The sequence below is a fragment of the Brevibacterium limosum genome (genome assembly GCF_011617705.1).
In the GTDB taxonomy this organism is placed as follows: domain Bacteria; phylum Actinomycetota; class Actinomycetes; order Actinomycetales; family Brevibacteriaceae; genus Brevibacterium; species Brevibacterium limosum.
This window is the reverse complement of the sequence record NZ_CP050154.1, coordinates 2318425-2331049: the sequence shown is the minus strand read 5'-3', so window position 1 is coordinate 2331049 and position 12625 is coordinate 2318425. Positions and strand designations below refer to the sequence as shown.

The 12625-nt window shown below is 61.9% G+C and carries 15 protein-coding genes and 1 tRNA gene; 6 read left to right on the top strand and 10 right to left on the bottom strand.

The window, feature by feature from the left end; all coding sequences use genetic code 11:
* Positions 1 to 13 precede the first annotated feature (13 nt).
* Together GUY37_RS19350 and GUY37_RS10480 are read left to right on the top strand one after the other, a co-directional pair.
* A complete protein-coding gene (locus GUY37_RS19350) occupies positions 14 to 142 on the top strand; it encodes a hypothetical protein (RefSeq protein WP_266096625.1) in 129 nt (42 codons plus the stop codon).
* Entirely contained in the window at positions 143 to 1138 is a 996-nt protein-coding gene (locus tag GUY37_RS10480) for an IS110 family RNA-guided transposase (protein ID WP_228278471.1), read from the top strand.
* An 86-nt stretch (positions 1139 to 1224) separates the two neighbouring features.
* Here GUY37_RS10480 and GUY37_RS10475 read toward each other — a convergent pair whose 3' ends face one another.
* On the bottom strand, positions 1225 to 1941 hold the full coding sequence (locus GUY37_RS10475) for a metallophosphoesterase (RefSeq protein WP_166825311.1): 717 nt from the start codon (positions 1939 to 1941) through the stop codon (positions 1225 to 1227).
* Positions 1938 to 2720 (bottom strand): nucleotidyltransferase domain-containing protein, encoded by a 783-nt coding sequence (locus GUY37_RS10470; protein ID WP_166825308.1) that lies wholly within the window; start codon positions 2718 to 2720, stop codon positions 1938 to 1940. The genes GUY37_RS10475 and GUY37_RS10470 overlap by 4 nt, the downstream gene beginning before the upstream one ends.
* A 494-nt stretch (positions 2721 to 3214) precedes the next feature.
* Here GUY37_RS10470 and GUY37_RS10465 point away from each other — a divergent pair, with 494 nt between their 5' ends.
* Together GUY37_RS10465 and GUY37_RS10460 are read left to right on the top strand one after the other, a co-directional pair.
* Complete coding sequence (locus GUY37_RS10465) at positions 3215 to 3796, top strand: GNAT family N-acetyltransferase (protein ID WP_166825305.1); 582 nt, start codon at positions 3215 to 3217, stop codon at positions 3794 to 3796.
* A gap of 39 nt (positions 3797 to 3835) precedes the next feature.
* Positions 3836 to 5118 (top strand): IS3 family transposase gene (locus GUY37_RS10460; protein ID WP_166825303.1). Its coding sequence is split into 2 segments (ribosomal slippage): positions 3836 to 4199 and positions 4199 to 5118, totalling 1284 coding nucleotides; the frame shifts between segments, so codons are not numbered across the junction.
* Here the strand turns inward: GUY37_RS10460 and GUY37_RS10455 are convergent.
* Together GUY37_RS10455 and GUY37_RS10450 are read right to left on the bottom strand one after the other, a co-directional pair.
* Positions 5017 to 5928 (bottom strand): helix-turn-helix domain-containing protein, encoded by a 912-nt coding sequence (locus tag GUY37_RS10455; protein WP_166825300.1) that lies wholly within the window; start codon positions 5926 to 5928, stop codon positions 5017 to 5019. The genes GUY37_RS10460 and GUY37_RS10455 overlap by 102 nt on opposite strands.
* Complete coding sequence (locus GUY37_RS10450) at positions 5928 to 6155, bottom strand: helix-turn-helix domain-containing protein (protein WP_166825297.1); 228 nt, start codon at positions 6153 to 6155, stop codon at positions 5928 to 5930. The genes GUY37_RS10455 and GUY37_RS10450 overlap by 1 nt, the downstream gene beginning before the upstream one ends.
* 141 nt (positions 6156 to 6296) lie before the next feature.
* Between GUY37_RS10450 and GUY37_RS19510 the strand changes: the two genes are divergently transcribed.
* Complete coding sequence (locus tag GUY37_RS19510) at positions 6297 to 6623, top strand: helix-turn-helix domain-containing protein (RefSeq protein WP_098731027.1); 327 nt, start codon at positions 6297 to 6299, stop codon at positions 6621 to 6623.
* On the opposite strand, the gene GUY37_RS10440 is transcribed toward GUY37_RS19510, so the two are convergent.
* Positions 6580 to 6656: transfer RNA gene (locus GUY37_RS10440), tRNA-Met, on the bottom strand. The genes GUY37_RS19510 and GUY37_RS10440 overlap by 44 nt on opposite strands.
* Before the next feature lie 161 nt (positions 6657 to 6817).
* Between GUY37_RS10440 and GUY37_RS10435 the strand changes: the two genes are divergently transcribed.
* Entirely contained in the window at positions 6818 to 7366 is a 549-nt protein-coding gene (locus GUY37_RS10435; protein ID WP_152346720.1) for a YceI family protein, read from the top strand.
* Positions 7367 to 7562: 196 nt separating this feature from the next.
* Here GUY37_RS10435 and GUY37_RS10430 read toward each other — a convergent pair whose 3' ends face one another.
* Genes GUY37_RS10430 through GUY37_RS10410 form a run of 5 tightly spaced genes read right to left on the bottom strand, consistent with a single transcriptional unit; the run spans position 7563 to position 12567 of the window.
* Positions 7563 to 8828: an aminotransferase class I/II-fold pyridoxal phosphate-dependent enzyme gene (locus tag GUY37_RS10430; protein ID WP_166825294.1), complete on the bottom strand. Its 1266-nt coding sequence runs from the start codon at positions 8826 to 8828 to the stop codon at positions 7563 to 7565.
* Complete coding sequence (gene hisN / locus GUY37_RS10425; RefSeq protein ID WP_166825291.1) at positions 8828 to 9619, bottom strand: histidinol-phosphatase; 792 nt, start codon at positions 9617 to 9619, stop codon at positions 8828 to 8830. Before hisN ends, GUY37_RS10430 begins: the two co-directional genes overlap by 1 nt.
* A 9-nt stretch (positions 9620 to 9628) precedes the next feature.
* Entirely contained in the window at positions 9629 to 10732 is a 1104-nt protein-coding gene (gene rsgA / locus GUY37_RS10420) for a ribosome small subunit-dependent GTPase A (RefSeq protein WP_166825288.1), read from the bottom strand.
* A 1-nt stretch (position 10733) separates the two neighbouring features.
* Positions 10734 to 12077 carry a 3-phosphoshikimate 1-carboxyvinyltransferase gene (gene aroA, locus GUY37_RS10415; protein WP_323127496.1) on the bottom strand — a complete coding sequence of 448 codons (1344 nt, stop codon included), beginning with the start codon at positions 12075 to 12077 and terminating at the stop codon, positions 10734 to 10736.
* On the bottom strand, positions 12070 to 12567 hold the full coding sequence (locus GUY37_RS10410) for a DoxX family protein (RefSeq protein ID WP_166825285.1): 498 nt from the start codon (positions 12565 to 12567) through the stop codon (positions 12070 to 12072). The genes aroA and GUY37_RS10410 overlap by 8 nt, the downstream gene beginning before the upstream one ends.
* Positions 12568 to 12625: the final 58 nt, after the last annotated feature.

Sequence of the window (12625 nt, the reverse complement as noted above, 5' to 3'; positions counted from 1 at the left end):
TGGAGGTCCCGACATGCTCAAGACTACCTTCATCGGATTAGACGTTCACGCGAAAACCGTGACCGCGGTAGCACTGAACGCTGACACCGGCGAAATCGACCAGGCAACGATGCCAGCCGATAACCCCACGGTGATCTCGTAGATCAAGGCCCACGGCGACGACACCGCGGTCACCTACGAGGCCGGCCCAACGGGATACGGACTTGCCCGCAGTCTGGCAGACGATCACATCACCTGCACGGTCGCGGCACCATCGAAACTACTACGGGCCCCGGGAGACCGCGTCAAGACCGATCAACGTGATGCCCTGGGCCTGGCGAGGATGCTGTCGTTGGGTGAGATCACCGCGGTCCGCGTCCCGCCGATCGGTCAGGAAGGACTCCGGGATGTCTCCCGTGCCCGACAGCGAGCAGTTGGAGACCTCACGCACGCCCGACAGCGAATCAACGCGATGATCCTCCGGCACGGGCTGCGGTATCCCAAGGACACGAAGTGGACGCAGGTCCATCACGACTGGTTGGCCCGACAGCGACTCGAACCAGCCGCATCGCAGCAGGCCTTGGCTGCCGAGTTGGAGACCGAGACTTTACTGATGGCCCATGTCAGACGCCTCGACGTGATGATCGCGGAGTTGGTCGCCGAAGCCGAGGAGGCGCCGATCATCGATGCCCTCATGTGTTTTCGAGGAATCTCAATCACGACTGGGTTCGGGCTGGCTGTCGAAATCGGCGACTGGACGAGGTTCACCGGAGCCACGATCGGGTCCTATCTGGGACTGACTCCGTCAGAGTATTCGTCCGGTCAATCGCGGTCGCAGGGAGCGATCACGAAGGCGGGGAACACCTATGCGAGGAAACTGCTCCTCGAGGCGGCGTGGACGCATGCCCGCCCGTACTCGCGACCCGGGGCCCGCTTATTACGGCAATTCGAGAAAGTTGATGCGGCGACGAGAATCCGCGCGATCGAGGGCAATCAACGACTGCACCGAGTGTGGACGAATTTCGATGCTCGGAAGAAGCGACGGGTCAAAGCGAATACCGCAGTCGCCCGAGAACTTGCAGGCTGGTGCTGGTCAGTGGCCGCGCCCCTGCAAATGTACGTGACTGATCTCGAATGGCAGGAGGCCCGGATGAGGTGAGTCACCATGATCGTGCCCCACGGCAGGGGCTGATGGCTCGAGGCAGCATCAGGAGCTGATCCGAGTTGCAACTATGGGCAACCTGGCTACCTGGTCGGGTGACGCTCGATGCTAGACAACGGGATGCTCCGGTTCGAATAATCGTCATGGGGTAACCAACCCCCGAATATCAGTCTGACCATGTGAGTCGATAACGACGCGTCTGAACCTTCGCCCTTGCCGTGGTGGTACTCCTGCCATCCTGGAAAACAGCGGAAACCGAGCCGGGAAAATTCTTCTTTGTCCCTTGACAAGTAAACCCACATATCAGTTGCGGTAATGCGAGGTGAAAGACCGACGGGCACATGCGCACTGATAGAGAAGCGGCTGTCCGTACAACATGATGGCGCATGCTGCGCAACCACGTGCTCAGACTCCCAAGTCAGAGGCATCGATCGCAACCCCTCTAGATGGCTCACTGGTAGGTGGGTCCGAAAATCGTCGAGTACATCCGGAAGCACAGGACGACGTAAGTACGACTGAATAGTCGTAGCACCGCCCATCTTCAAGAACGAAGTCATATCGGCGGTATCGAGCGCCTTGAGCAACGAGGTTTCATGATTGCCTGCAAGCAACGTCGCAACGCCATCACGTTGCCTCGCCAATAGCAGATCGAGCACGTCCGCTGAGTCCGGGCCCTTATTAAGGTAGTCTCCCAAGAAAACCTGGTGTAGCCCCTCGTAAGGGGCGAGTAGGTCAAGGATTTTCTGCAAGGCATCAAGGTTGCCATGTACATCCCCGATGAAGGCCAGTCGGTCTGTCACAGGAGAATCTTCTCTACCTCGGCGTAATCTGAACCGCCCCCGCTCGAGCCCAACGCCATGAAGGCCATAGACAGCAAATCGCTGCCTGCGCCCCATTCGTTGACCACGGTCGCTTCAAGAGATCCGTGTCGGCTGGCCGGGAAGTCTCCAATTAGACCTCGGAGACGTGACTGACAGGCAGAGTAGTCAGTGAGTCTTGATTCGTCATCGTGCCGCGATGCCAGCAGCCGCGCCAGGTCCGGGTCGCCATGTCGAATTGCGATCTCTCGGACGGAAAAACACGGCGATCCTTTCGCGATCGCCTGCGCATACAGACAACTGCGGAGCAAGTATCGAACTTCACGAAGGAGCCCTGGAAGGTACTTTGGTAGGTCGATATCTGGCGTCGTAAAAAGCTCAGACATCACTCTCGCCCTTTCGAAAAGCCGCGCCGTATCGACCTGTCCCATTCGCTCCAACGAGGCAGCAAGAGTTCCGTCGTCATCGCGCAGGATCTTTCCATCGCGCTTCAGGTGGGCACCGAATAAGCTGCTAATACCAGTGGCGAGCTGGGCAACGGTGTAGAAACTGACGCTGACTGCACCAATATTGACGGACGGAAGCTGTACGGGCACGAGCGCGAGAAGATCGAGATCTGAACTTGCTACAGCATCGCCCCGGGACCGGCTGCCGTATATCAACAAGCCGGTCACTGTTCCTGGCAACTTCGGAACTTCTTTGACAACTGATTCCGGGACACCGAGAGAGATCAGCAGTTCTGTAAGGGCGGTGTGCTCCATAAAAGAGAATTTAGCAGTAGTGGGTCTGTCCGCATGTAACGGCTTGCACAGCGATCGGAGCATTGGGTCGCGCTACGCGTGAAAGTGTCTCGTAACCAAGGCGCCTCAGAACCCATGGGTTACAAGACATTGTGTTGCCCACGAGGCACCGATTCGGACTCGAGCGGTGGAACGCGCAAGCCGGTACCGGAGCTGCCGTCGACTGTTGCTCAATCGTGATGCCTCCCCGGCGAACCCACGCAGAGTGGCACGCAAACGATCGTTTCTGCGACGTCCCATCTTTGTTGGTGTGTCGCCGCTTCCTAAAGCGTCTGCGATGTCGCACAAACGTGTGCCATAACTGGACAGGTGACTGTGACGGGAATTGACACAATCCGGTAGAGGCCCAACTAACCTTCATAGGGTCGGTAGAATGCCTTTATCCAGCGCTAGGCCCTGCTGCATATTCCTGAATAGACTTATGCAAGGTTGCACGCGCAGATCGGGAAGCACTGATGTCACAGATTAGAGACGAGACGGTTCTAGCACTAACCACCGAGCGACAGATCTATGACACTGTCACCCCTTTGGAGGCTAGTTCCCAAATTGGTTGCGCCAAAGTTCTTCTAACGCGACACCTGTCCTATGTGGAGCTTCCTGAGGCACAGATCGTTCTACAACCTATTGCAACCGAAGCGGATTGGCATTACTACACCCAACAAAGAATTGTGGTCGAGTCAAGCTATGGCGTCACTGAGCTACGCGCCCGCATCATGGTCGAGGAACTTCGCGCTCGGGCCGAACGCGTCGGAATGACAATGTTCTTCGCGCTCCGCCAACAAGAAGTCATCGGAGCTATTGGAAGCTTTCGACTGGCGGCACCAGACCATCATTTTGCGAGACTGCAAGAGGTAGATGTGTTACCAACCTGGCGCGGCAAAGGATATGGGACCTTGATGCTCATGGCGATGTTACGACACAACATGAGCGAGGGGTGCACAGTAGTCGCAATCGGGGCAGACGAAGATGACTGGCCGCTGGATTGGTATCGTCGACACGCTTTCACGGGGATGAACCCTGAGTGGTGGACACGCTGAGACTGGCCCATAATGGGCCGGAGAATGCGAGTAGAAACCATGCCGAAGAAGAAGTACTCGGACGAGTTCAAAGCCGACGCCGTCGAGCTGTACGAGACTCATCCCGATATGTCCTATTCCCAAGTCGCGACCGATCTCGGCGTCTCGCGTGGCGCGATCAAGTCCTGGGTGCATCAGGCCGGGAAGGCCGCCGGAGCGGTACCGACAGCCGCGGCAGGCCATCCGGAGTCGGCTGAGGAAGAGCTGGCGCGTCTGCGGGTCGAGAACGCTGATCTGATCGATCGGGCCAAGCGTCTGCGGGTCGAGAACGACTCGTTGCGGGCCGATAAGCGGTCACTGCGATCGGATGTGGAGCGGTTGGAAGAAGAGCGAGAGATCTTGCGGAAGGCCACGAAATATTTCGCGGCAGAGACGACCTGGTGATCCTCTTCCAGTTCGTTGACGACCACCGGAACACCCATGAGGTGAAGCGGATGTGTGCCGTGCTGGGTCTCCAGCGCTCGAGCTTTTATAAGTGGTGTGCCTCCCGGTCGGCACGGGCGGCCAGGCAGGCTGCTGATGATGCTCTGTGCGAGCGGATTGAGCACCATTTCGAGTTCTGGGACCACACGTACGGGTATCGACGGATCACGGCCGAGCTGGCCGATGACCCAGAAGTGGACGGGCCGGTCAACCGTAAGCGGGTTGCTCGCCTGATGCGGAACAACGGCATGGTCGGTATCCACTTGCGTAAGCCGAAGACCACGACGATGGCGGACCCGGAGGCTCAGGTGTTTGCCGACCTGGTGGGCCGGGACTTCTCGGCCGCTGAGTTGGGCACGACCTACGTCGGCGACATCACCTACTTACCCTATGGTAATGAAGGGAAGTTCTTGTATTTGGCCACCGTCATCGATTTGTATTCGCGGCGGATTGTGGGCTGGTCGATCGCCGATCATATGCGGTCCAGTCTTGTCGAGGACGCGTTGCAGAATGCGTTAAACAATCGAGAAACGCTGGAAGGTGCGATTTTCCATAGCGACCATGGTCGGCAATATACGTCCTCGTCGTTTCAGGCGATGTGTCGTCGGTTCGGGGTGGTTCAGTCGATGGGCAGGGTGGGGTCGAGTGCTGATAATGCGTTGGCGGAGTCGGTCAACGCTGCGTTGAAGCGTGAGACGTTGCAGGGAGAGAAGCGGTGGGCCTCGGAGCTCGAGTGTCGGCGGGAGGTGTTTCGGTGGTTAGTTCGATACAACACGGGGCGTCGGCACTCGGCTTTGGGTTATCGAGCACCTGTTGACTTCGAGGTTGGTTATGCGTCTATGGTGGATTTTGTTGCCTGATAGTACACATTGATGTGTCCACTTCAAGGGGTTCACGCCCGCGACCGTGTCCGCGACGTCCTGACCGAGGTCGGTGATCTGCTCCAGCTCGAACTGGTCGCTGTTGGCCAGACCGGTCGCGAATGCTTGTTCCAGGAGTTTGGACTTCTTCTTGACCAGGGGCAGAGGTGCACGTGTGCCTGCGTGTAGTTCGTTGACCACCCGGACTATGTGCGCCCCGGACAGTGGAGCGTCCGTGCCGGTCATGGTGACCGTGATTGGCTCGATTCCAAGGTCTGATGCCAGCCGGTCAGTGTCCGGTTCTTGACCGGTCATGCGCCATGACTCTTCGACAATGACCTCGGCATCCACGATGTCCTCTGACCGGTCAGCCGGGGGAGTGGGACGTTGAGGTTGGTAAGACTTGCCGTCTAGACCGATGACCGGGGCCCGAACGGCGGGTGGATCATTTCGCTCACCTGCGCCGGCCGCGTCCTCAGGTGTTTCATTTGAAACACCTGCATCCCGCAGACGGCGGTACACCGTAGGGTGGCTAATATCGACCGCTGATGCGATCCCTCGGGTGCTCATCCCCGCTGCCCGAAGCTCGGAGATCACTTGTTCTTCAAGGTCCTTCGGCGGACGCAGGCTGACATCTCTAAACTCATTGTCGAGGTAGTCCTGCCAGGAGTCGTACCCGAGAGCCAGCCAAATTCGTCCCTGCCACGCGGTGGAGATCTTGACCTGTAGCGATCCGTAGTCACTTCGCAGTTCGTCTGTAAGCTCGCGTGCCTCTGCTTCAGAGAATTTTGATTCCAGTGCGAGGGCCATCATGCACCTACCGGCTTCGGATCGCCATTAGGAGCGAACGGGTCGTCCTCTGTTCCTTCGAGCAAAGTTGCAATCGGAATATCCCACGCTTGCGCCAGCCGCAGCAGATCCCCGATCCGCCAGTCTGTATCGCCGGTCATGCGTTTCGACACTGAACGCTGACTTGTATTCAGAATCTGAGCAACGTCACCTTCTTTGAGTTCTCTTCGGCCCATCTCGGCGAGCACGTTAGCTCGCACCTGCCTTGTATATCTCATGGTGCCACCGTATACACATAGGTTTTACCGGTCAACGACGTGTAGATCTATAGGTTCTGGGTGTGTCGCAATATCGTTTACATTGAGCCGGTTTCGATCTACGCTGGACTCATGACTATTGGAGAACTGCAGTTAACTGAGAACGAGAGAGTCGGGCGTGAGGTTGCGGCGTGGATGACGCGGTACAACCTGCGGCAAGCAGACATTGCTGAGATCCTTGGGTTTGCCCAGCGAAATGTGTCGAAGCGGATCCGTGGCGAGATGCCATTTCGAATCGATGAGCTGCTCGCCATTGCCCGGTACATGGGCATCTCACTTTCGCAACTGCTCGGTGAGGAGATTGTGAATGAGAAGAACCCCCAGCCAGTTGAACTGACTGAGGGTTCTGCCACCTTGGTGGCGGGGGGAGGATTTGAACCTCCGACCTCCGGGTTATGAGCCCGGCGAGCTACCGAACTGCTCCACCCCGCGGCGTGTTCTTAACTTTACACGAGGGGTCACCGCACGGCCAAACCGAATACAGGTGACCTCCGCCACATGGTCACTTGCCGTTCACCTGCAGGGGTTGCATGTGGTTGAAAGTTGAACTATAGTCATTCTTGTACTTCAAATTTCAACCAAAAGGAGAAATCATGACTGCTCTGCCTCAGGGACTCGCCGCCGGAACCTGGAACATCGACCCCATCCACTCGGAGTTCACCTTCACCGCTCGCCACGCGGGTGTCTCGAAGGTCCGCGGCCACTTCGAGGAGATCGCCGGCAGCGTGGACGTCGGTGAGACCCTCGAAGACAGCACGGTGTCTGCCGAAGCCTCCGCGGACTCGATCAGCACCCGCAACGAACAGCGCGACGGCCACCTCAAGAGCGGTGACTTCTTCCTGGCCGAAGATCACCCGAAGCTGAGCTTCAAGTCGACCGCGATCAAGGCCGACGCCGCTGATGAGTTCGAGACCGTCGGCGAGCTGACGATGCGCGGCGTGACCAAGGAAGTCGCCTTCGCAACCGAATTCGCCGGTGTCGCCACCGACCCGAACGGCAACCAGGTCGCCGGTCTCTCGGCCACCGCCACGGTCAACCGCAAGGACTTCGGAATGTCCTTCGAGGCCGTCCTCGGCGGAGGAGAGCTCCTCGTCTCCGACAAGATCAAGATCGAACTCGAACTCGAGCTCGTCAAGGCCTGATCTGCACTGAGGCAGTTTCTGCCTGAACGGCGACAGCGCCGTCAGGCGGACAGACTCAGCCGGCAGTGTCACTGCCCGATACAGAAGGGGCGAACCGAATCAGCGGTTCGCCCCTTCGTCGGTCCCTGCTCAGAGGAACCAGCACAGGCTGCATCGCTGCGGCCTCATCTCTGCCAGCGGTGAGCCCGTCAGCCGATCATGGCCGCTGCCGCAGAGCGTCCGGGCTCTCGCGCAGATGCCCTCCGAGGGCGATGAGCAGCTGTGCGCCCGAGTCCACGTCGGCGACCGATTTGCAGAACGAATACCGGATCGAGGACCGATAGGCCTCGTAGGCCGAGCTGCCCGGCCTGCACAGCGCTGGAACGGGGATTCCGACCAGACCGAACTTCCTAGCCAGAAGAGCATTGAGCTCGAAGGCATCGAGATCCGTCAGCGCAGAGAAATCCACCACTGTGAAGTAGCCGGCCTGCGGGGTCGACACACCCGCGCCGGGCACTGTGCGACAGGCGGACACGAGCACCTCCGCACGCGCCCGCAGAGAAGCCCGATTCTCTGCGACGAACTGCGAATCGCCAGTGAGCATATCGGCCATGCCGATCTGCATCGGACCACCGGCTGTGAACGACAGGAACTGCTTGACCGTCTGAATGGCCTGCCGCACCTCGGGGGCGGCGATGACCCAGCCGATCTTCCACCCCGTGGCGTTCCAGGATTTGCCCGCCGAGGAGACCGTGACGACACGTGCGGAATCCCCGATCGCCACGGCGGGAGGAACATGCCCCTGATCGGTGAGGACGAGCTGTTCGTAGACCTCATCGGAGAGCACCCAGGCGTCGACCCCCGCGGCGGCACGACCGATCCGGGCGAGGTCAGCGGCGGAGAAGACGAAGCCGGTGGGATTGTGTGGGGTGTTGACAAGGATGATCGCAGGATCGACCTCGGCGACCACCCGATCGAAGGCCTCCCAATCAGGGACGAAGCCTCCGTGCCCCTCGTGCAGGATCGGGACCGTGTGCAGCGCACCGCCTGCAGCGGCGATCGCCGCAGGATAGGAATCGTAGAACGGTTCGAATGCGACGAGGGAGCCGCCGCGCGGCAGCAGAGCCAAGATCGCAGCCGTCAGACCTTCTGTGGCACCCGCGGTATAGAGCACCTCGTCCGGGGCCACCTGCTGACCGAAATCCCGACCGCGCTGGGCAGCCACTGCTTCGAGCAGCCGCGGGAAACCCTGACCGGGGGCGTACTGATTGAAACCGGCCCGCATCGCCTCGGCGGTGGCGGCGATGAGGTCCTCCGGCGGCTCAGTGCCCGGAGCACCCTGCCCGAGGTTGACGGCACCGACCTCCGCAGCGAACTTCGTCATCTGCCCGTAGATCGTCTCACCGATCGACCCGTCAGGGTTCGTCAGACCTGCGGCGTCGGCCATCGCATGCCACAGCGGGGCCCTCATGATGTCCGGCATCACGACACCTCCGCAGGAGCGACCCGGCCGAGCCGATCGAGAGCGGCCTCATGGAGTCGTGAATTGCTGGCCAAGGCATTGCCGCCGAAGGGACCGGGGACCCCGGCCGTGTTCGTGAAGGTGCCTCCGGCTTCGAGGACGATGGGCACGAGCGCGCCCATATCGTAGAGCGCGAGTTCCGGTTCGCAGGCGAGGTCGACCGCACCCTCGGCCAGCAGCATATACGAGTAGAAGTCGCCGTATCCGCGTGTGCGCCACAGCGAATCGCAGAGGCCGAGGAACTCATCGAGGATCCCGAGTTCCTTCCAGCCCGACAGCGACGAATACGACAGTGAGGCGTCGGCGAGGGCATCGACCGACGACACGGTGATGCGTTCGGCCGGGGAACCGAGTTCTGTCGCGAAGGCGCCCTGACCCGATACCGCCCACCACCGGCGCCCGAGCGCTGGAGCGGAGACCACACCGAGCAGCGGCCGGTCGCCGTCGTAGAGGGAGATCAGCGTCGCCCAGACGGGCACTCCGCGGACGAAGTTCTTCGTCCCGTCGATGGGATCGATGATCCACCGTCGCGATGATTCCCCATGTGCCCCGAATTCCTCCCCGAGCACGCTGTCATCGGGTCGGACCTCGGTGAGGCGGCCCATGATCGTCTTCTCCACCGCACGGTCGCATTCGGTGACCGGGGTGAGATCGGGTTTGGTTTCGACGGAGAAGTCCTGTGCCCGAAAGTGCGGGTGGCTGATGGCATCGGCGAGATCGGCGAGTTCGATCGCCAAGTCGAGGTCGTTCATGCCTCCAGCCTATCCAGTCGAGGGCAGCAGCCGGCGCAGGGACTCCAACCTTGAGACTCCTCCGGGCCCGGCTCTGCCGTCGGCCACCCACTCATCGAGGCGGCAGCCGGGGGAGCCGGCGAGGTGCGTGCATCCGCGGGGGCAGTCGGCCGTGGCGGCGACGAGTTCAGGGAAGGCCGAGAGCAGGGTCTCCCGGTCCACATGAGCCAGGCCGAAGCTGCGCACTCCCGGGGTGTCGATGAGCCATCCGCCGCGCTCCAACGGCAGGCACACGGCCGAGGACGAGGTGTGACGTCCACGTCCGGTGACGTCGTTGACCTGGCCGGTGGCGCGGTCGGCGGCGGGAACGAGAACGTTGGTCAGCGTGGACTTGCCCACCCCGGAATGGCCGACGAGGACGCTGATGCGTCCTCGGAGGCGTTCGGCCACCTCGGCGTGGGGTTCTGCCTCGTCCCGGGCCGCGTCGTTCTCGGCGACTGTCGTATCGGTCGGCTCAGCATCGGGATCGATGGAGGACTCCACGATGTCGATCCCGGACGCGGAGAAGCGTTCCTTGAGCTCCGTGGCCGGCCGCAGATCGGTCTTCGTGACGATGAGCAGGGGAGTGATCCCCGCATCGAAAGCCGCGACGAGAGCACGGTCGATGAGGCCGAACGAGGGTTCGGGGTCCATCGTGGCCGTGACGATGCCCATGACATCGACATTGGCCACGAGGACGCGCTCGGTCGGGTCGGTGTCATCGGCGCTGCGGCGCAGCAGGGTCTGCCGTTCGGTGATCTCGACCAACCTGGCGAGAGTGCCCTCCGCACCCGAGGTGTCGCCGACTAGGCGGACGATGTCGCCGGGCACGATCGCCTGTCTGCGCAGGTGCGAGGCTCGCACAGCGGTCACCGAGGTGGCCCCGCGAGACCGTTTCCCCTTCCTCCGAGCCGGGGGAGTCGACGGGAAGTTCCCGTCGTCATCGGCGAGGATGACGCGGTAGCGGCCCCGATCGACCGCGGTGACCAAGCCGGACGCAGCGTCCTTGTGGTCGGGGCGGTTCTTCGTCCGGGGACGTGATCCGCGTCGGTTCGGCCGGGGACGGTAGTCCTCGTCGCGAAAGATCTTCGCCATATCAGGCTCCGGGGGTGAGCATGTCTTCCCACAGCTGGGTGAAGTCCGGCAGGGTCTTGGCCACGGTGCCGGCGTTCTCGATGACCATTCCGCTGCTGCGCAGGGCGAGGACGGCACCGGCCATGACCATACGGTGGTCGTGGTAGGTGTGCCACAGCGCCGGGCGAAGCTGGGTGGTGCCGGTGATCGTCAGCGCCTCGGCATGCTCGACGACATCGACGCCGATGGCACCGTACTCTCTGGTCAGAGCCGCCAGGCGATCGGTTTCGTGCCCGCGCAGGTGTCCGATCCCGCGCAGCTGCGAAGTGCCTTCGGCCAGCGCCGCGAGGGCCGAGACCACGGGGGTGAGCTCGCCGACGGCCGACAGGTCGAGATCGACCGCTGTGAGCCTCTCCGGTCCCTGCACATGCAGTCCGTCCCGGTCGAGGCGCACCGTCGCTCCGAAGGCCTCGGCGATGTCGCGGAAGCCGTCGCCGGCCTGGGTCGTGTGCACGGGCCAGTCGGCGATGGTCACGGAACCGCCGGTGGCAAGGGCGGCTGCGGCGAAGGCGGCGGCGTTGGAGAGGTCGGGTTCGACCTGGACGTCGAGTCCGCGCGGCAGTCCGGGTTCGACGTTCCAGTGTTCGGGCTCGGGTTCGCTGATGTCGACGCCGGCGTCCCGGAGGACTTCGATCGTCATATCCACATGCATCCGACTGGGCACCGTGTCGGCAGTATTCGTCAGTTCGAGGCCCAAGGGCATGACGGGTGCGGCGAGCAGCAGACCGGAGACGAACTGGCTGGAGGCGCTGGCATCGATGCCGAGATGGCCGCCGCGCAGCTGCGAGTCGGCATGGATCGTCATCGGCAGCGTGCCCTCGGCAGACGTGATCGATGCACCGAGTTCCCGCAGAGAATCGATCGTCACCGACATCGGCCGCACTCGGGCCTGCTCGTCCCCGTCGAGGACGACTTCACGCCCGGTGAGCGCGGCGAGCGGAGGGATGAAGCGCATCACGGTTCCGGCGAGACCGCAGTCGATGGTGATCGGAGACGAATCCCGCACAGCACCGTCTGCGGGCATATCCGAACCGGTGAAGGGGATCGGCTCGATATGGAGCACATCGCCGTCCTCGTCGATCACGGCACCGAGGCGGCGCAGGGCTTCGACCATGAGCAGGGTATCGCGGCTGCGCAGCCATCCCTTGAGGTCGGAGTCTGAACGGGCCAGCGCTGCCAGGATGAGATACCGGTTCGTCAGAGACTTGGAACCGGGAACGGAGACAGTGGCAGAGACAGCGGAACCGGCGACCGGCGCCTGCCAGTCGCCGGTCACCGGGGGAGTGTGCGTGGAGATGTCAGTCAACTCCGAGCGCGCTCAGAGCCTGCTTCGAGGTGTCCTCGACACTCGACCAGAGGTCTTCGGCTGCGTGTTGGGTGCGCCACCACAGACCGGGACGTCCTGCGGTGTCGACGGCAGCGAGCAGGGCGCCGCCGAGCATCGAGGTGCGCAGCACGGTGCGTTCGTTGCGGGCCTGCTTCTCCTCCTTCGACGTCGCCCTGTCGGCAGACAGACGTTCACCGACAGTGTCGAGCAGGTAGGTGCCGACGAGGATCGAAGCGCTGAGGCGCGGGAAGCGGCCGATGGCCAGCAGCGAACCGGCGGCGACCTGGGCCACTCCGGTGGCACGGGCGAGAGTCACTGCGTCGACGGGGACATCGACCTGTTTGCGGGCTTGGTTGAGGAGCGGGCCGACGGATGCGGCCGCTGCCTCCGGCTTGCGCAGTCGGTCGACGCCGTTGAGGATGTAGCCGGCGGCCAGCATGGGCCGTGCGATAAGACGAATGGGAGACACAGTGGTCCTTCCTACGTGGCGGTCATCTCACTGGCAAGCATAACTGCTGCGGCGGGAA

Bases quoted from the DNA above. Each gene is read 5' to 3' on its own strand.
- GUY37_RS10430 (WP_166825294.1), bottom strand. From the start codon at position 8,828: ATGCCGGACATCATGAGGGCCCCGCTGTGGCATGCGATGGCCGACGCC.
- rsgA (WP_166825288.1), bottom strand. From the start codon at position 10,732: ATGGCGAAGATCTTTCGCGACGAGGACTACCGTCCCCGGCCGAACCGA.
- hisN (WP_166825291.1), bottom strand. From the start codon at position 9,619: ATGAACGACCTCGACTTGGCGATCGAACTCGCCGATCTCGCCGATGCC.
- GUY37_RS10465 (WP_166825305.1), top strand. From the start codon at position 3,215: ATGTCACAGATTAGAGACGAGACGGTTCTAGCACTAACCACCGAGCGA.
- GUY37_RS19350 (WP_266096625.1), top strand. From the start codon at position 14: ATGCTCAAGACTACCTTCATCGGATTAGACGTTCACGCGAAAACCGTG.
- GUY37_RS10455 (WP_166825300.1), bottom strand. From the start codon at position 5,928: ATGGCCCTCGCACTGGAATCAAAATTCTCTGAAGCAGAGGCACGCGAG.
- GUY37_RS19510 (WP_098731027.1), top strand. From the start codon at position 6,297: ATGACTATTGGAGAACTGCAGTTAACTGAGAACGAGAGAGTCGGGCGT.
- GUY37_RS10470 (WP_166825308.1), bottom strand. From the start codon at position 2,720: ATGGAGCACACCGCCCTTACAGAACTGCTGATCTCTCTCGGTGTCCCG.
- GUY37_RS10435 (WP_152346720.1), top strand. From the start codon at position 6,818: ATGACTGCTCTGCCTCAGGGACTCGCCGCCGGAACCTGGAACATCGAC.